Genomic DNA, 18822 nt, shown 5'->3' with positions numbered 1-18822 from the left:
GGGGAACCTTTTTGGTGCTATGGGCTAAATGCGGACTATTGTTACTACAAGCCACTTTATTTTTTCTCAAACCTTCGGAACACTTGCCGCTTGTTATCCTGCATTCGCAAAATGTACATGCCTTCCGATAAGTTAGCCACCTCCAGTATTTTTTGATTGCTGCCTGGCAACCACTTGCCTTGCTGTACTACCTTACCACTCATAGCAATTACTTGCCATTCGATGGCAGTAGCAGGGGTATTTTCTAACGCTACATACATCTGGGTAGTGGCAGGGTTAGGGTATAGTCTTACAGGCAGTTCGTCTGTTTGATTACTCAATCCAGTTACCTGTTGCAAACCTTGGGTACCACCAGTACGAGCACCAACAAATGTACTCACGCCCGCCTGATAAATTGCTTTGGTTTGGTAATCCTCTACAAACACTACTACCTTCATTCCACTTGTTGCCAACGTACCAAAGTCCCAGGTAAAGCTCAAATCTTTGGTAGTACCTGTTTGCCACGGCGAGTTGTGGTAAGTACCCGCAGCATCGGGCAACATTTTGCGAGTCACATTATAAAACTGCACCCCATTGCTGGTAACAGCTGAGTCTATGACTACTACGTGTAGTACCAAAGGACGATCAAAGCTTTGTAAGGCAGTAATGGTAGCGTTTACTGATAGCTGTGTGCCCGATACTGTAGGCTGGGCAATACTGATGTTAAAAGGTGAAATAATCAGGGTACGGTCTGCATAATAGTCGGTAGCCCATTGCCCTAAAAGGGTATCTCTTGTATAACCATCTATAATGCCACGAGGTACCTCACGAATGCCATGATGAAAAGCACGTGCACTAGGGTCTTGGGTGTTTTGAGCGTTGATGGCATCTACTGCCGGAAAACCCGTATGGTGATGAATACTAATAATTTCGTCGCTATTGCCAGTGTTCGGGAAATCCTTCGCGGCTTTGTCCAGCGTTCCTGCATTGGTCACTCCTTCGTTGATAAAATACTCTAGCAATACTACCCGGTTTCGGTTACCAATGGTAATATTGTCAAAGGCAAACCCATCAAGATTTACGTCAGTAGGGTTATCACTATTGCTGCCAAATGCCAGTCTGAAACGAATCATTTTGGTAGTAAAGCCATTCATTTTCTGTAATGCTTCGGTCAAACTAAACCTTGCGGTGCGCCAGGCTTGAGTTGTATTGCCCGACCAGCCCTGGTTGGCGGCATTATCAGTACTATAGCTACTACCTGGCGAGCCCAAAATAGCCTTGCTATCATACCATTCAATGCCTAAGTTTTGCGAACCCAAACGAGCCCAGGTTTTACCATCATCTATGGTATACAAAAGCACGATACCATCTGCACCTTTGTCAGTGTCTGACCAAAAATCAAACGAAATCATTGGACGGCTTAACCCTGTAATATCAAAACAAGGACTTTCAATGTATGATTGCTCATTGTCGTTATAGTTATAGGTGTTGCTGGCTGGACGATTGGCATTATCACTGTTATCAGTTACCCAAGAGGTACCGTTAGTACTGGTAATATTAAACCCTTTAGGGGTTTGCAGTTTCCAACTTGTACTATCAATAGAGGTTTGATCTACAGTTACCAACCCGTGGGTAATCCAACCCCCAGTACCTGATTCAAAGTTTTCGGCGTATGTTTGTGATTCATTGATGATGTTTATCGGGAAAATATCTATGCGTTTGTGCAATATATAGGTACCCAATCCATCTTGGGTAGTAATGGTTAGTTTTACCCAGTATGTACCTGCTGCCTGATAAGTATAACTTGGGTTTTGTAGGTTAGACGTACCAACACCATCGCCAAATTCCCACGCCCAGGTAGCAATTGGGTCAGTAGACGACTGCGACAAATCGGTAAATTGCGTAGGGCTATTCAAACAGTGCCCGGTAAAGCTAAAGTCTGCACTATAAGACTTGGTAATGGCATTTTCACAAAGATTGGCCGAACCAGTATTTACCGAAAGGGTATAGTTTACCAATTGCGAAGCTGGGTTGTTCCACGATTTTACTGGATTTTGCTCAGTGCTGGTGGTAGCATCGCCAAAAGTCCAACTCCAGGTAGTAGCGGTAGTTATATTTGTTGCAGAAGACGAAAATTTGATGAAATTCTGATTTTCGTATCGTTCAGCAGTGACTGCAATTCCAGTAGGTACCGACTCAATTGTTACTGTTTGTGATGAAGAACTTTCAGTACAATTACTGCCATTGGTATAGTCAAACATAATCTCAAAAGACCCCTCACCCAAGGTGCTGGTATTGAAAGTGTTGCCACTGGTAAAATTAGTGTATGCACCAGTGCTACCCACCCTACGGTATTTGAAAGTAACCGGGGTAGTAATGATAGAACCATTATCGATGGGGGTAAGTGTTACTGCCCCAAAGTTGTTACAGTAAGACTGGGTGCTATTTAAGCCAATAAAGTCCAGTATAGGCAGGGCATTTACTACAATATTGTATTCTGCCGAAGTATTCTTACAAGTAGTAGTACCATCAGTATAAGTATACCTGATTTGGTATGTGCCAGCGATGCTGTTCCAGGTGCTGGCGTTGGCATTACTGGCAATAGCTGCTTCTGAAGGCAAAGGACGAGTAGGGTCAAACATGTTAGTGGGGTTACCAGTCGTAGGGTCAACCAATGACTCATAAGTACCTCCTGCACGTTTGATTTCAAAAAACTCAGTACCTGCATTGAGCGCAAGAGTATGGGGTAGGCCACCAACAGTAGCCCCCAATGCTACTTTACCTCCGTCTCTGGTGCAATATCCTCCAGTATTTATGTTGGTAATGCCTAATACAGGCAGCGTATTCAGTTGGAAGGTTTGGGTGGCAGATGGTTGTACACAAGCACCACCCGCAGAAGTAAAAATATAAGTTACCTGATAGCTGCCCTGTCCTCCAAGTTTTGCCAAGTCAATCACATTATCTCCAGCGTTCAAGTTAAAATTAGTTGTGCCATCTTTTACAATTTGGAAATAACCTTGGGTAGCCGGAGTTGCAGTAGTATTGGTACTTGTAAACACTGGGTTTAGCGTAAGCTGCCCACCATCTATGCAATACTTATTGGCAAGTGGCAGTCCGGTAGCTGCTACTGTAAAGTTTACATTGTCGACTGCCTCTAGAGTAAAGCCTTGGTGTGAGGACACTGCCTGGCATTGAGCTGTAGTAGCATCACGGTATTCGTACAACAGGGTGTATTTGCCAGCCGCAAAGGTATGAGTAGTAGTATTGGCAGCTGGATTATTAAAATCTATTTCAAAACTAGCACCATTGTGGTCAGTTTTTTCAAAACGAGCTATTTCGGTAGTAGCCGTTTGATCATATACTACAAAAAACTCTGAGGTAGTAGTACCAGTACTAGGGGCTGCATTATTAATGGTTGGGTTTACTGTCAGTTTCGATGTTTTACATACCATTGCAGTAGAGGGCAAGCCAGTAAAGCTTACAGTGGCTAACGGCGTAATGGTAATATCCGTTTTATTATCTCCCAGACAGCTTCCGGCAGATTCTCTGATAGTAATAGAGCCCGCAGTACTGCTTCCCCAGTTGACGGCTATGTTAGCAGTATTGCTTGCTGTAGTGGTACCAGTACTTACAATGGTTCCCCCCGTGATTGTCCACTCGCAATTGCTAGAAGCACTATAACCGATATTTTTGCTATTGGCGCATACGGTGGTTTGAGGGGTGCTAATCAATGATGGGGTAGACACAGTATTGATGGTTACATCCCCACTTACGGTTTTGGTGCAGGTACCATCTGACACTTGCAACGAGAGCGTACCGGTGCCAGTACCTGTCCATTGCACTTGTATAGAAGAACTGGTCGTATTGGGCGAAAGCGTGGTTCCATTAGAAACCACCCAATTATAGCTGCCTAACCCTGTATTGGTAGCCGTATAAGTTACTGGTGTATTGGGGCAAGCAGCATTAAGTGCTGTCCTGCCCGCAGACCCATCACTACCAGTAAAATCAATTGTAGGCAAAGCATTTACGGCAATTGTTTGAGTATCAAAGTTATCACAATTAATGGCATCCTTTTCGGTTACCTTTAATTGGTGGGTAGTACTGGCGGTATTCCAACGAACTTTTACCTGATTGCCTGTACTGCTCCCTATAATATCGCCAGCACTTGCTGGTATCACCTCCCACTGGTAGGTATGGTTAGTGACTGAAGCAGTCTCATAGGTATGTTCGGTAGTTCCATCAGCGCATAAATTAAAGCTTGTTACATTAGTAATCCCAGGCATAGGAGCTGGGTTAAGGGTTACGCTTCCCAAGGCTTGAGTAGATGTATTGCAGCCAGTCAGGTTGCCTAATAAATCATAAGTAGCAGTCACTACATTGGCTACAATATTTACATTTGTACCAACGGCATTTGAAGGAGTAAAAGTGTAATGAAAATCTTCGTTGGTCATCGTATTGCTAGAAGGAACCCCAGCACAGCTTCCATTATTTGCTATAACGGCATTGTTGCCTGCCTTTGAACCATCTACAGCTACGCCGTTGGTGGTTACCAAACTATGGATATACTTTAGTTCGGTAATGCTTTGCGAAACTATTTTGGTTACTTTAAAAGCGTAGGCTGTGTTATCTCCGTCACAGTATCCGGCACTTAACCCCAAGGCATTGGTAGTCGACACTAAAAAGCTTTGGGTGGCTGTGCCTACACATGAAGTTACAGGATCGGTATAAGTACAAGTAACTGTATAAGAGCCTGCCCCCAGCGATGAAGGGTCAAAATAATAAGTTCCACCGCTGCCTTGGCTTACCCCTGGTCCTGAAAAAACACCTGTTGTAATATTTGTCCCATTTGCCGAAGCTGTCAAGGCTTCTTTGGCACTGCTTGTAGAAAAAGAAGTAGTAGTATTGGTAATACTCACCACGGTTCTTTTTACATTAAATTTTTGCGTACTGGTAGCTCCATTTCCACAAGTAGCCGATACTCCCTTTACTGTAAGAGTTACTTCTATGCTATTTTGGGTAGCAGGCGCACTGGCAAAGATATTACTGGCGGTATACGCCAAAAAGTTATCTGAGGCACTAGCTGGCGTCCCCGAAAAGTTTCCGTTGTTGCTATTGCCATCAGTCCAGGTAAAGTCCCAAGTATAGCTGGTAGCTCCACTGACTGGTACAATAGTAATCGTTTGTGAATCTCCTTCGCACATATCACTGATGGTATTGATGGTGGGAGCCGATGCTACACTATTTACCACAGTTACACTTTCTTGCAACCACCCACTGGTACAATTGCTTGTTTGGTTTTTAAGCCTTACACTTACCATACCTGATACTGCACCACTACCTACTAATAATGTAATTGTCTCAGAGGTGGTACTTCCACCAACTACTGTCATTCCCGATGGAAACGTCCATTCATAATCTACCCCTGCTACACTATTGATTGTGTAAGTATAAGACTGTCCTGTGCATACATTAGTAGAACCATTAGTAACTGATGGACTTGCCGTAAAAGAAGGAGTGCTAGGTGGATCTACCGACACCATAGAGGCAAAAGACACGTCATTGTTTAAGCCATCAAAATGAGTGGCAGTCGCAGTGTTATTAGGTTTAAGCGTAACTGCAGTGGCTGAACCTGTTGTTGCCTTTATTTCTAACCCTGTAATGGTAATGCTATTACTAAGCGTAGTAGATGCGGTACTGAAATTATATACAAGGTTTAGTTCGGTAGTTGTTACGCTGGCGTTTAGTGTACTGGCGCCATCATTGTTGAGCAAAGTAGCTACTGGGCTGGCACTGGTATTAAACTCAAAACCAGTAGGTAGTGCTAATGTAAGCGTTTGATTACCTTGTTTGAAAGCTCCCGCGTGATTTTCGGTGATTACAATGGAACCTAAAGCCACCGCATTGCCTCCGTTACACAAATTGGTAAGGGTGGGGGCAGTCACACTTACTCCTGGGCTTATATTGATTGGATAACTCGCTGATGCTGTACCATAGGTGCTACAAGTAGTGTTTTGTCCACGCACTGTCATAGAGCCGCTGGTAATAGCAGTAGCAGCAGTTACAGTACTAGCTGTAACTGTAATATTATTGGTGGTAGTGCTCACTGTTCGGGTAGTAGTAGTAGTACTCACTGCCGTAGCGCTCGGTGCAGTGAGTTCAATAGGAAACGTCCATTCATAATTATTGGCATCGGTAATGGCAGGTACAGTATAAGTTTTGCTTTCTCCTCCATAAATGGTATTGCCCCCTGATATAGTGCCAGCAATAGCCGGAGTAGAAGTTAATGTAACCGTGTGACTCGTCCAGTTACTGGTACAGCTGCCATTTACTCCTCTCACCCTGATAGTATAACTAGTTCCAGTTGTATTGGTAGAGCTCAAGTTGATAGATGAAGAAGTAGAAGTGCCCGTAAGCCCAGTAGGAATGTCCCATTCATAAGTGCTGGCATCTGTCGAACTGGCAGTATAAGTTACATTTCCTCCATTGTTACAGATAATGGCAGGGTTGGTAGTAAAGGTTGGGTCAGTAGGGGTAGGAGTCACAGTAGCCGTTGCAAATACCGTAGTACCATCGATAATGGTAAAATTGGCTCCACTGGAAGAAGAATGTACTTTCAAGTCAGATGTGCTACCAGTAAAACTACTATTAGCTGATACTTGAACATTGTTGATGATGAGGGTATTACTTTGGGTGATCGACGCATTGTCAAAGTTATAAGTAATTTCAAGGGTATTGTTGGTAGTGTTGACTGAAGCCCCTACTGTAGAAGTAGACGGGTTGGTAAGTACAACTGAAGGCGAACCACTCAGTATAAGATTGGCATTATCAAACGCAAGCACCAGAGTACCTGTGGTTTCTTGAAAATCACCCACTGCATCTTCTTGTATCACAATGGCGGGCAATGTGGTAGCACTTCCTCCTTTGCATAAGTTTACATTGGCTGGAATAATTCCATAGTTTATTTTTTTTGCCGAAACAGGTGTAAATACAAAAGCACTGCTTACAATCATCAAGCAATTGAGCAGTAGGAATAAACGTGACTTTTTTGAAGTCAGCCCAAGATTCCTGAGCTTTAGACGGTGTTTTGTTGGAGAATAATTGAACATGATGTATGCGATGTAGTTTGTGATGCCTAACAGGCGTGGTAGAAATAGATGTTTAAAAAAAGTAGTAAGTAAGTGGACAAAATTAAATATATCTAATATGCAAGTATAACTATCATATTATGAGAGAGTTATCTTTACTTGTAGCTTATAGCTAATTGCTTGCTGCTACTTAGTCAAAAGACATAGCAATCCTATTGAGATAAAAAACCTTTACTCAAAGTAGTAGCTGATTCATAAACAATGGGAACAGTTAAGCGTCTATACAGGTGCAAAGATGAAAGCTGGCTTTATAACAAAATTGATTGTTGGGAGACCGAGAATCATTATATAAGATATTTAACATAACTTTTTATTTTAAGGGTGTACAAAATAGCTAAGGGTATTCTAAATCATTACTATGGTGGACATTATTTACCTCTATAAGACCCTATAGACAGGTTTGTAATGTGTTTTTATGATTTTATTTTAAATATCTCTCTTAGATGATTTTTATCAAAATATTATTTGCTATAAGGGGTTGTTAATGATATTATATAAAATATACAAAGCTTGTTGTCTATTTTATAGTCTGTATTTTATGAAAAAATAAAATTATATCAATGTTTGAGTTTGGCTATAACTTAAAATAATACAAAATGTCTGCTTTTTGGCAGGTGTAATAAAACCGTTATTTTTGATTATACATCACCATCACTATGCCATATCTTTGTAATAGTTGACTTCCATTCCTCATAAAACCATTCTCAACCTTTATCCTAATACTTTTGATATACCACCTCTTGGTTTATGTTAATTAATATGCTCTTAAAAGTAACTATGTTTAAAACATCTAAATGATTTATTACAATGGAAAAGAAAGTATTTGAAAACAGGTTTATACGCCTGAGTTTTCATGAGGAAAGCAAAGTGATTAAATTTATTTGGGAAAATACTTTAGGTTTGATGGAGGCCGATTTTAAGGAAGTGTGTCAAATACAAACCGAATACGTAGAACGTTGCGCTGCTAAGAGTATACTCATAGACAATACTAACTTTGGTTTTCCGATTGACCCTGAACTACAGGAGTGGGTTAACGACAATTGTTTGGAAAAATGGCTTCATCTAAATATCAGAAAAATAGCCATTACAACTACCAGAGAGATTATAGCACAACTTTCGGTGGAACAAATCTGGGAAGAACCCATTGGTCAAAAGTTCAATGTGCGATTTTTTGACACAGCGAATGAAGCCGAAGCTTGGCTAAAGTAACCCTGCATAGAAATGTAAGTAAAAAGCGACAAATAGTAATAATACCATTTGTCGCTTTTTTTGTATATACGTAAGAAAAGCCTGGGTATAACCGCTTAGAAGCGGTGGGAAAACAAGTAACTTCGAGGTAGAATTTTCTTGCTATTCAAACCTCAACGACTCGATAGGGTCAAGTTTAGAGGCTTTATAGGCTGGGTAATAACCTGAAATGATGCCCACTACCACACACACTACCAACCCTACAAAAATCCATACCCAAGGTATAATAAAACCTGAAGCTCCCATTACAGAAGAGAGCACATTGCCTACCATAATGCCCAGAAAAACCCCGGCAATGCCACCAAGCAAGCATATCACTACGGCCTCTGCCAAAAACTGTTGTCTGATTAAAAATGGGGTAGCTCCCAAGGCCTTGCGTACTCCTATTTCGCGGGTACGCTCTGTTACAGATACCATCATAATATTCATCAAGCCAATGGCTGCTCCCAGTAAGGTAATGAAACCTACCACACCACCTCCTATAGTGAGGTAACCTGTGATATTTTTCATGCGGTCAGCAGCCGATTCGCTTCGTGAGATTTCAAATGAACTGGGTTGTCCTAACTTGTCCTGACGAATCTGGCGCATAAGGCTTTCGGCTTCGCCCATGGCCACCATAAAATCCATAGGTCCATTGAGCGAAGTGGTAATGTTAAAGGTAGGTTTGCTTTGGGTAGGTATCTGGTGGGCAAGTTCTATAGGAATAATCACAGCACGGTCGGTGCTACCCCCCCCAAAAGAACCCCCTACTTTTTTGAGCACCCCTATCACGCTAAACCTTTTGCCCATTACTGAGATAAGCTTATTCAGTGGGCTGACTTTTTCAAACAGGGTTTTGGCGAGGTCATCGCCTATGATACACACATTCACCCCCTTGGTTACCTCGGTAGGCGAAAAGTTTCTGCCCCGTTTGAGGTTATACCCCTTAGATATAATGTAATTTTCGTTGGCACCCAATACCCACGTATTGGGGTTGGTTTTTTTAGATCTGTATTTTGCCTCTGCCGAACCAGTCAAAGAAGCTGTAATGCTTACCTTGGCATTGAACCCCAGGCGTGTCTTGTATGCCTTGGCTTGTTTGTATTTTATGGGTGGATAGATCTTTTGGTTGCGTCCTCGCCTACGGCGGCGCCCCCTGGCAGAAGTACCCTGAATATCAAATGAATTGACACCTAGTTGGGCAAAGCTGTTTTCAACCGAAGCCTGTATGCCATCTACTGCAGTAAGCATGCCTACCAATGCCGTAATGCCAATGGCAATGATAAGCGCAGTGAGGATAGACCGCAACAGGTTAGCACGCACCGAACGGGTTCCTTCTTTTATATTTTCTCTGTAATTCATGGTATATATATGGTTTTTTGCGTATTTTTAATATGCTGTTGAGCATCTGCTTTTGTCTGACAAACAGGTGTGAAACATGGTATAATTGTAAATATACTCAATGATTTGATACATAGTACAGGATAAAAATAAAAGAAACAGCCAACTTGCATGAGTGTTAGTTGCTTTTCTCAATGCGTATTTTTCTTTATAAGAAAGATCAGTATTGGCATAAAAGCTTTAATATAAGCTATAACAACCCAACCAGCAAAACGTTTTAGAACATTAGTCAAGTTTCAAGGTTAAAACCTTACAGGTTTTGCTCAAAAAAACTAAAGCAAACAAATAACAAAATTGGCACAGGTGGTTGGGCATAGCCCTGCCTACATTTAATCTCAAAAAAGAAAATAACTGGAATACATGAAAAAGCTAAGCCTACTTATAATGGTTTTGGTGCTATCGTGGCATGCACAAGCGTCCCGTATTTTAATACCCATGGACAAAAACCAAAAAAACCATCTCAAAGCGTATGGAGTAGCCTATTGGGTACTCAAACAAAACGTAGAAATTGATTGGCTCCTCAACTACAAAGGAGGGAGCTTTATGTTCAAGTCAAACCAAGCCTTTGTCAATGAACTGGTAATAAGAGGGGTGAGTTATCAGGTAATTTCCAATGCTACCGCCAATGGCATTCTTTCGTCTATAGCCCGCCCAGACTCTAACATGGATGCGATGCGCCTCGACAAACCTCCCAAAATTGCGGTATACTCACCCAAGTCAAAACAACCGTGGGACGATGCTGTAACCTTGGTGCTTACCTATGCCGAAATCCCTTACGATGTGGTGTTCGACGATGAAGTAATGAACAATAAGCTACCCAAATATGATTGGTTACACTTGCATCACGAAGACTTTACCGGACAATATGGTAAGTTTTATAGTGCCTATCGCAACCGTCCCTGGTATATCAAACAACAACGCGAGTTTGAGGCAATGGCACGCAAACATGGTTTCAAGAAAGTATCAAAATTAAAACTGGAAGTAGTAAAAAAAATCAGGGCATTTTGTGCCAGTGGAGGTTTTTTGTTTGCAATGTGCTCGGCTACCGATACCTATGACATTGCTTTGGCAGCCGAAGGAGTTGATATATGCGAGCGAATGTTTGACGGTGACCCGGCTGACCCTAACGCCCAGCGCAAGCTTAATTTTAAAAATACCTTTGCGTTTCAAAACTTTCGTCTGAAGCGTAGTCCGTTCGAGTATGAGTTTTCAAATATTGACAACCAACAGTTTGAAAGAGGGCTACGCGAGAAAAATGATTTTTTCACCTTGTTTAAATTTTCGGCCAAGTGGGACCCTATTCCTACTATGCTTACCCAGTGCCATACGCAGGTAATCAAGGGGTTTATGGGGCAAACCACTGCTTTTAAGAAGAGGTTGGTAAAACCTGACGTTATTATCATGGGCGAAACCAAACAGGCAAAAGAAGCGCGTTATATTCACGGTACGTATGGCAAAGGTACCTGGACTTTTTATGGAGGACACGACCCTGAAGATTACCAACATTTTGTTGGAGAAGAGCCCACCGACTTGAATTTGCATCCTAATTCGCCTGGTTACCGTTTGATATTGAACAATATCTTGTTTCCGGCAGCACGCAAGAAAAAACAAAAGACCTGAAATGGCTGTTAGTTGCCAATGGTTGGCTTTTAGCTAATACCCAAAAAGTGGGAAAGCCAACCATCAAATCATCACACTCAAACCAACAATATTCATGAAAAAAACACTTGCTATACTGTTCCTGGTGCTGTTATCTTGGGGGGCTCAGGCCAACTACATTTTGATACCCATGGACAAATCACAAAAAAATCACCTCAAGGCTTATGGCATTACTTATTGGGTGCTTACCAAAAATCTGGAAGCCGATTGGCTACTTAACTATCGGGGCGGCAGTTTTTTGTTTAAATACCGTCAGGCTTTTCAAAACGAACTTATTGTAAGGGGAGTGAGCTATGAGGTAATATCAGATGCCAGTGCCCACCAGATAAGAGCTGAGGTATCAAGGGTAGACCGCAACATGGACGCTGTAAAGTTAGACAAACCACCCAAAATTGCCGTGTACTCACCCAAATTTAAACAACCCTGGGACGATGCCGTAACCTTGGTACTTACCTATGCCGAGATTCCTTATGATGTAGTTTTCGACGAAGAAGTGCTCACCAATAAGCTGCCTAAATATGATTGGCTACACTTACACCACGAAGATTTTACAGGGCAATATGGCAAGGTATACCGTATTTTTAGACACAAACCCTGGTACATCAAACAGAAGCAGAAATTTGAAGAAACCGCTAAAAAGTTTGGCTATAAAAAAGTGTCACAAATGAAGCTGGCTGTAGTCAAAAAAATAAGAGAATATTGTGCAGGAGGAGGTTTCTTGTTTGCAATGTGTTCAGCTGCTGATACTTACGACATTGCACTATCGGCAGAAGGTATAGATATATGTGAGTCGATGTATGACGGTGACCCTGCCGACCCCAGTGCCCAACGCAAGTTAAGTTATAAAAACACTTTTGCTTTTCAGAATTTTCAACTGAGCCGCAACCCATTTGAATATGAGTACTCAAATATCGACAATCAATACTTTGAACGAGGGCTCAATGAGTCAAACGATTTTTTTACGCTGTTTAAGTTTTCGGCCAAGTGGGACCCCATTCCGGCAATGCTTACCCAAAACCACACCAATGTAATCAAAGGTTTTTTAGGGCAAACCACTGCTTTTAAACGTAGGTTGGTAAAACCTGATGTAATTATTATGGGCGAAACCAAACAAGCAAAAGAGGTTCGGTATATTCACGGAACTTATGGCAAAGGTACCTGGACTTTTTATGGAGGGCACGACCCTGAAGATTACCGCCACCAAACCGGAGAAGAACCTACCGACTTGAACCTTCATCCTACCTCGCCAGGTTATCGCCTTATTCTCAACAATATTTTGTTTCCGGCAGCACGTAAGAAGAAACAGAAGACCTGATAAATAGCCGTTTTGTGATGAGAAAGTATGTCATCAAAAAAGCCTGATTCATTGATTTGAATCAGGCTTTTTTGATGGTTTACCTGCGCCTGTAAGCTTTGAGCAAATAGATCGATGAATGGCAATGTTTTGTACCTCTTGATTTAAATCATTAGATTTCATACTGTTAAATGTTTGACAAAAAGCCCTCCTTTTGCAAATGAAAATCAACGCTTTTAAATCACGTTACCTTCGAAAACCCACCAGGATTTTTGAGCGTCGCCATAGAATCCTGGAAGGTTTGAAGCTGTTTTTTTGCATTCCGTTGGCTAACAAAAGCTATTTTTCTTTGAGCCTTTGTTGTTTGGGCAACTCCTTTATTTACCGGAGTAATACTGCAAAAAAACTTGAATCATAAAACCATCAAGCCGTTTTCTAATTACTTTAAGAACCGTTTAAACCATAAAATTATCAAACCACAAAACCCACCTAGCTAAATACCAAAAAATCATTACCTTTGCAGCTCATTTTAACCAAACTTTCAACAAATTTCACAGATTTTAAAAATCAAAATTTAGCAAACAACATGACGCAGAAGAAATACAAACGCCACATAATTACAGCGGCGTTGCCGTATGCCAACGGAGCAGCCCACATAGGGCACCTGGCTGGGGTATACATCCCTGCCGACATTTATGCACGTTACCTCCGACTTAAGGGCGAAGATGTCATGTTTGTGAGTGGCTCCGACGAACACGGTGTGCCCGTAACCATCAGAGCCGAAAAAGAAGGCATAAGTGTGCAACAGGTAGTGGACAAGTACGACCAAATTATCCGCGATTCTTTCAAAGAATTTGGGTTCACCTTTGATGTATATTCGCGTACTTCGCGCCAAATACACCATGAAACCTCACAAGAGTTTTTCTTGAAATTACACGCTGAAGGCAAACTACAAAAAAAGGTGAGTCAACAGTTTTTTGATCCTACCGCCCAGCGTTTTCTTGCCGATAGGCTCATTATAGGCACTTGCCCCAAGTGTGGCAACAACAATGCTTATGGCGATCAGTGCGAAAATTGTGGGAGTACACTCAGCCCCGACGAGTTGATTGAGCCACGCTCTACCTTAAGCAATGCCGCGCTAGAGAAAAAACAAACCGAGCATTGGTACATTCCGCTCGACCAATACGAAGATTGGTTAAAAGACTGGATTTTGAACAGCCACAAAGACGATTGGAAAACCAATGTTTATGGGCAGTGCAAGTCTTGGTTAGACTCTGGGCTACACCCACGTGCGGTTACCCGCGATTTAGACTGGGGTATTCAAGTACCTTTGCCCAACTCAGAAGGCAAAGTAATGTATGTATGGTTTGATGCACCCATTGGCTATATCTCAGCCACCAAAGAGTATTTCAAAGAAAAAGCCCCCGATGGTTCACTCGACGAAGAGTGGAAAAAATACTGGCAAAGTGAAGACAGTAAGTTGGTACACTTTATTGGCAAAGACAATATTGTGTTTCACTGCATTATGTTCCCGGCTATGCTCAAAGCCCATGGTGAGTATGTATTGCCCGAAAATGTGCCTGCCAATGAGTTTATGAACCTAGAGGACGAAAAAATATCTACTTCGCGTAATTGGGCAGTGTGGTTGCACGAGTATTTGCGTGAGTTTGAAGGCAAACAAGACGTATTGCGCTATGCCTTGACTGCCGATGCGCCCGAAACCAGCGACAGTAACTTTACCTGGGAGGGTTTTCAGAAACGCAACAACAATGAACTTGCTGATAACCTGGGCAACTTTGTGCGACGTCCAGTGGCATTGACACATAAATATTATGGAGGTGTAGTGCCCCCACTCAACGATAATCTGACCGAAGACGACCAGGCGTTGATTGATGCTTTGGCGGCTTACCCTGAGAAAATAGGCAAGGCTATAGAAACGTACAAGTTCCGTGAAGCTTTAGCACAGGTAATGGATTTATCGCGCATGGGCAATCAATATTTGCAAAAAACCTCGCCTTGGTTGTTGTACAAAGAAGATAAAGAAAAACACGCCCAACGCATAGAAACCATTTTGCATTTGAGCTTGCAAGTGGCGGCAAACCTTGCTTTGATGTGTGAGCCTTTCTTGCCGTTTACTGCCGAAAAGCTGCGTAATATGTTGAATCGCCCTGCCTGGAACCCCAACTGTGTGACTTGGCAAGCAATGGGAGGCATTGACATCATAAATGCAGGGCAAACTATAGAAAAAGCCATTGTATTGTTTGAAAAAATAGAAGATAAAACCGTGAAAGAGCAATTAGACAAGTTAGCGGCAACGAAGCAAGCCAACGAAGCTGATCAAAAAGAAGCCGCAACTACTGAGGTAACTTTAGAGCCCATCAAAGACGAAATTGTTTTTGATGATTTTACCAAGCTAGACATTCGTGTGGCTACTATAGTAGAAGCTAAAAAGGTAAAAAAAGCCGACCGTTTGTTAGAGCTTACCTTAGATACTGGGGTAGATACCCGCACTGTATTGAGCGGCATTGCCCAGCACTTTAGCCCTGAAGATATTGTGGGCAAACAAGTGTGTTTGCTTGCCAACCTTGCCCCTCGCAAAATGAAGGGCATTGAGTCGCAAGGAATGGTGTTGATGGCAGAAGACAGCGAAGGCAATCTTAAGTTTGTATCGCCTACTGATGCTGTAAACAATGGTTCTACTGTGAGGTAACTATTGTCTAAAAATGTACTATAAAAATCCCCTTGAGCTAGTTGTTCAAGGGGATTTTTTATTAGTAAATATACAGGTATTTATGTATAAATCAAGGGGTTAATTGTAGGGGCTACCCTTGTGGTCGCCCTAGCGAAGAGCAAACCTGAGCGTATAAAGCGTCTTTTAAAACTAAAAATGACCTTATTTTTGCTCGTATTAATCTTGCAAAATGTTTATTATCAGTTGATTATAAGTCTTCGTGCGGTTCTAATTACTAATCATTGGTTTTGTGAAAAAAGGTTTTTTTAGAATACAGTAATGTTTTGTCACTTAGGTCGTCCTTCTTTATAGTGTGTTTTTTAAAAAACTTAAAAACTGTCTACCAATGAGATACCTATTCGCGTTACTTTTTACTTTTCAAATCTTGATTTTGCAGGCTCAAGACCAAGTTGCTATGAGCAAAGAACAACAGGTAGACCAGCTTTTTGCTACTTGGAGCAAACCTCACAAGCCTGGAGTAGCCATTGCCATTATCCAGAACAATAAAATTACCTATGCCAAAGGTTATGGGCAAGCCAATCTAGAGTATGGGATTCCTATTACTCCCAATACAGTGTTTCACGCGGCCTCTTTGTCCAAACAGTTTACCGCATTTTCTGTCTTATTATTGGCAAAACAAGGCAAACTATCATTAGACGATGAGGTAAAAAAATACATTCCAGAAATGCCCGATTTTGGCAAAAAAATCACCTTAAGAAATTTAGCCACCCACAGCAGTGGTTTGCGCGATCAATGGAACCTATTGCGTTTGGCGGGTTGGCGTTCGGGCGATGTCATTACCAAAACGCACATTATGACATTGTTGAAACACCAGAAAAAACTGAACTTTGAGCCAGGCAGCCAGTTTTCGTACTGCAATACTGGGTATACTTTGTTGGCAGAAATAGTAGCAAGAGTATCAGGGCAGTCATTTGCTGAGTTTACTCAGGCAAACATTTTTAAGCCCTTGGGAATGAAAAACTCTATGTTTTATGATGACCATGAAAAAATAGTGAAAAACAGGGCATACTCTTATAGTCAACACAAAAAGAGGTTTAAGAAAAGTGTGCTCAATTTTGCTACTGTAGGAGCTACCAGCCTTTTTACCACGGCAAATGACCTAAGCTTGTGGGCTATGAATTTTAAACAATTAAAGATTGGTAGCAAGGCTATTTTTGAGCAAATGCAAACGACCATGAAGTTGCCCAATGGCAAAAAAACCAGGGTAGCACTAGGACAGTTTGTAGGGCACTACAAAGGTGTAAAGGTGGTATATCATTCGGGGTCTGATGCAGGTTATCGGTTATATTTAGTGCGTTTTCCTCAACACAACTTTGCTGCAATGGTATTGTCTAATGTTGCTTCGTTTCGACGAAGTCTTGTATTTAGGATAGCCGACATTTACCTAAAACAGCATTATGAAAAAGAAAAAAAACGTGTCAAGAAAGAAAAATTTGTGCACCCATCCTCAAGCTTTATCAAGCTCAGCCAAGACAAGTTGAAAGCGTTTACAGGCAAGTATTGGGAAACCGCAGAGTGGTACAATCGCAAGATTTATATAAAAGAGGGTGCTTTGATGTATTACCGCAACAAAAAGAGCGAAACCAAACTATTGCCCATAAGTCCCAATGAATTTAAAATGATAGGTGATACCGAAAACGTAAGTGTTATTTTTGATAAAAACAAGCAAGGTAATGCGCGTATGCTAGTGAAGATAAACGACCGCAAACCCATTGAGTTTTTGAAATACGCCCCGATTGATTTGAATGTGTATGCAGGCAAATATCATAGCCCAGAACTAAGCACTAACTATACCTTTGCGATTGAAAACAACCAGCCAGTGCTCAAGCATTTCAGGCTAGGCATCATTCCTCTAGTTCCTATTGCCAACGACTGGTTTACTTCTAAAAATTACCTGTACAAACGACTCAAATTTGTAAGAAATAAACGCCATCAAGTGGTTGGCTTTCAGGTAAGTACTTATAGAGTGCAAAATTTGTATTTTGAGCGTGTAAAACCTCAGAAATAGCCTCTGCATACAACGAAAACCGTAGCAAACCCTGCCCTGCAATATGCCAAACCCCTTTAGTAAACAACGGTTCTACGGTAAGGTAACTGCTGTCTAAAAACTTAATAAAAAATCCCCATGAGCTAGCTGTTCAAGGGGATTTTTTTATAGACTTTTCAAGCATATTCGCAATCAATACAGGCCTTCTCCAAGCTTCATCATTACTTCTGCCTGGTAGCGCATGATTTTGCCTTGTGTGCTTGTGAGAGTAGTGAGTACTTTGCCCAAATGAGCCCCCTCAAAAAAAGTCTCATAAAAGCTTTGTCCTTGTGAGCCTTCATGTAAGGGAGGGAATGTGAGTAAATCAAGGTCTTTGTGTTCGGCAGATAACCATTGCACGTATTTATCAATCAGGTGGCTTAATTTAGGGGCTGCTTTATGTATAATGCTTTGGGTGTTGTTTACATTTAGAGGTTGTTGAGGCATAGCTGTTTCGTCATTCAGCCCGCCACCTGCGTCATTGATAAGGTGCTGCTTTATTTTTTCAATAGCGCCCATCAAATCGGCCGTTTTTAACTTCAATAGCTCTGCTCTTTTTATTCTCTTCAGCCCTTTACGTGTATTTCCACCTTTTTTAACACTTTTTTTCAGGTTGAACAACATTTGATCACTTAGGCTGTAAGAGATTTTCAGTTGATGTTCTAAGGTAGATAATACTGAGTAACAACGTAGCGCCTCGTTTTTACCTTGGGTTTTACAAGCCACCAAACCCAGCAACAAAGCACAACATACTAAAGTGTGTAGGTATTTCATCAATAATTTAGTTTTTGGTGTTTGCTCATCAATATACTTAAACAAAAATGGTTTTGAGGATGGATTTTGACTAATTGTTTGAATACCAACATTAATCAATCCTGTAAATCCTAAAATCACTTTAATCCTAGTATATAATGTTTGCGGGTGGCATTCGTCAACATGCCACCAGTAAATGATAGCTTAATGTGCCGTCATTTTTTTCACCAAATCCAAAAACTCCTTTCGATAACCATTCGAGTCGTTGCCTTTTGCATATTGCCCCCAATTATAAATTTGCTGGTAGCTGGTGTTACCCACATAAGGCGAGTTACGCAAGCGCATACCAAAAGCGGCTACAGTGGAGGCAAACTTAAAGTTGTTGCTGGTTTGAGCTGCCAACTCATTTTGCACCACTTTTTCTATCAATCGACTCTTGTTTTCTTTGGGGCGTTTGTAACGCAGCTTAATGGTTACCAGCTCATTATTTGTCAAAGCGGCACTATCTACTTACGTTTCGCTGATTTCTAGGTTGGAAAAAAGAAAATAGTTAAACTCGCTGTATGATCACAGAACGAGTAGATGA

General features: G+C 41.5%; 9 protein-coding genes. 5 read left to right on the top strand and 4 right to left on the bottom strand.

Going from position 1 to position 18822, the window contains the following annotated elements; translation table 11 throughout:
• Positions 1-56 precede the first annotated feature (56 nt).
• Complete coding sequence (locus Q0954_RS07855; protein WP_299455672.1) at positions 57-7085, bottom strand: PKD domain-containing protein; 7029 nt, start codon at positions 7083-7085, stop codon at positions 57-59.
• A gap of 846 nt (positions 7086-7931) precedes the next feature.
• Between Q0954_RS07855 and Q0954_RS07850 the strand changes: the two genes are divergently transcribed.
• Positions 7932-8333: a hypothetical protein gene (locus tag Q0954_RS07850; RefSeq protein WP_299455671.1), complete on the top strand. Its 402-nt coding sequence runs from the start codon at positions 7932-7934 to the stop codon at positions 8331-8333.
• A gap of 141 nt (positions 8334-8474) precedes the next feature.
• On the opposite strand, the gene Q0954_RS07845 is transcribed toward Q0954_RS07850, so the two are convergent.
• Positions 8475-9713 carry an ABC transporter permease gene (locus Q0954_RS07845; RefSeq protein ID WP_299455670.1) on the bottom strand — a complete coding sequence of 413 codons (1239 nt, stop codon included), beginning with the start codon at positions 9711-9713 and terminating at the stop codon, positions 8475-8477.
• Positions 9714-10112: 399 nt separating this feature from the next.
• Between Q0954_RS07845 and Q0954_RS07840 the strand changes: the two genes are divergently transcribed.
• The 4 genes from Q0954_RS07840 (at position 10113) to Q0954_RS07825 (ending at position 17465) form a co-directional block, all read left to right on the top strand.
• On the top strand, positions 10113-11372 hold the full coding sequence (locus Q0954_RS07840) for an asparagine synthetase B (RefSeq protein WP_299455669.1): 1260 nt from the start codon (positions 10113-10115) through the stop codon (positions 11370-11372).
• 94 nt (positions 11373-11466) lie between these two features.
• Positions 11467-12726: an asparagine synthetase B gene (locus tag Q0954_RS07835; protein WP_299455668.1), complete on the top strand. Its 1260-nt coding sequence runs from the start codon at positions 11467-11469 to the stop codon at positions 12724-12726.
• A gap of 565 nt (positions 12727-13291) precedes the next feature.
• Positions 13292-15415, top strand: a complete 2124-nt coding sequence (metG, locus tag Q0954_RS07830; protein ID WP_299455667.1) for a methionine--tRNA ligase — start codon at positions 13292-13294, stop codon at positions 15413-15415.
• Positions 15416-15782: 367 nt separating this feature from the next.
• Positions 15783-17465: a serine hydrolase gene (locus Q0954_RS07825; RefSeq protein ID WP_299455666.1), complete on the top strand. Its 1683-nt coding sequence runs from the start codon at positions 15783-15785 to the stop codon at positions 17463-17465.
• A gap of 171 nt (positions 17466-17636) precedes the next feature.
• On the opposite strand, the gene Q0954_RS07820 is transcribed toward Q0954_RS07825, so the two are convergent.
• Together Q0954_RS07820 and Q0954_RS07815 are read right to left on the bottom strand one after the other, a co-directional pair.
• Entirely contained in the window at positions 17637-18257 is a 621-nt protein-coding gene (locus Q0954_RS07820; RefSeq protein WP_299455665.1) for a hypothetical protein, read from the bottom strand.
• A 183-nt stretch (positions 18258-18440) separates the two neighbouring features.
• Positions 18441-18731 carry a YfbK domain-containing protein gene (locus Q0954_RS07815; protein ID WP_299455664.1) on the bottom strand — a complete coding sequence of 97 codons (291 nt, stop codon included), beginning with the start codon at positions 18729-18731 and terminating at the stop codon, positions 18441-18443.
• Positions 18732-18822 lie beyond the last annotated feature (91 nt).

Origin of the sequence: uncultured Microscilla sp. (genome assembly GCF_947493425.1) — a bacterium.
Taxonomy (GTDB): Bacteria; Bacteroidota; Bacteroidia; order Cytophagales; family Microscillaceae; genus Microscilla.
This window is presented reverse-complemented; position numbering and strand designations above follow the sequence as displayed.

What these genes read in the sequence shown, in the direction of transcription:
- Q0954_RS07855 (WP_299455672.1), bottom strand. Translation starts at nt 7,085, where the DNA reads ATGTTCAATTATTCTCCAACAAAACACCGTCTAAAGCTCAGGAATCTT.
- Q0954_RS07850 (WP_299455671.1), top strand. Translation starts at nt 7,932, where the DNA reads ATGGAAAAGAAAGTATTTGAAAACAGGTTTATACGCCTGAGTTTTCAT.
- Q0954_RS07845 (WP_299455670.1), bottom strand. Translation starts at nt 9,713, where the DNA reads ATGAATTACAGAGAAAATATAAAAGAAGGAACCCGTTCGGTGCGTGCT.
- Q0954_RS07840 (WP_299455669.1), top strand. Translation starts at nt 10,113, where the DNA reads ATGAAAAAGCTAAGCCTACTTATAATGGTTTTGGTGCTATCGTGGCAT.
- Q0954_RS07835 (WP_299455668.1), top strand. Translation starts at nt 11,467, where the DNA reads ATGAAAAAAACACTTGCTATACTGTTCCTGGTGCTGTTATCTTGGGGG.
- metG (WP_299455667.1), top strand. Translation starts at nt 13,292, where the DNA reads ATGACGCAGAAGAAATACAAACGCCACATAATTACAGCGGCGTTGCCG.
- Q0954_RS07825 (WP_299455666.1), top strand. Translation starts at nt 15,783, where the DNA reads ATGAGATACCTATTCGCGTTACTTTTTACTTTTCAAATCTTGATTTTG.
- Q0954_RS07820 (WP_299455665.1), bottom strand. Translation starts at nt 18,257, where the DNA reads ATGAAATACCTACACACTTTAGTATGTTGTGCTTTGTTGCTGGGTTTG.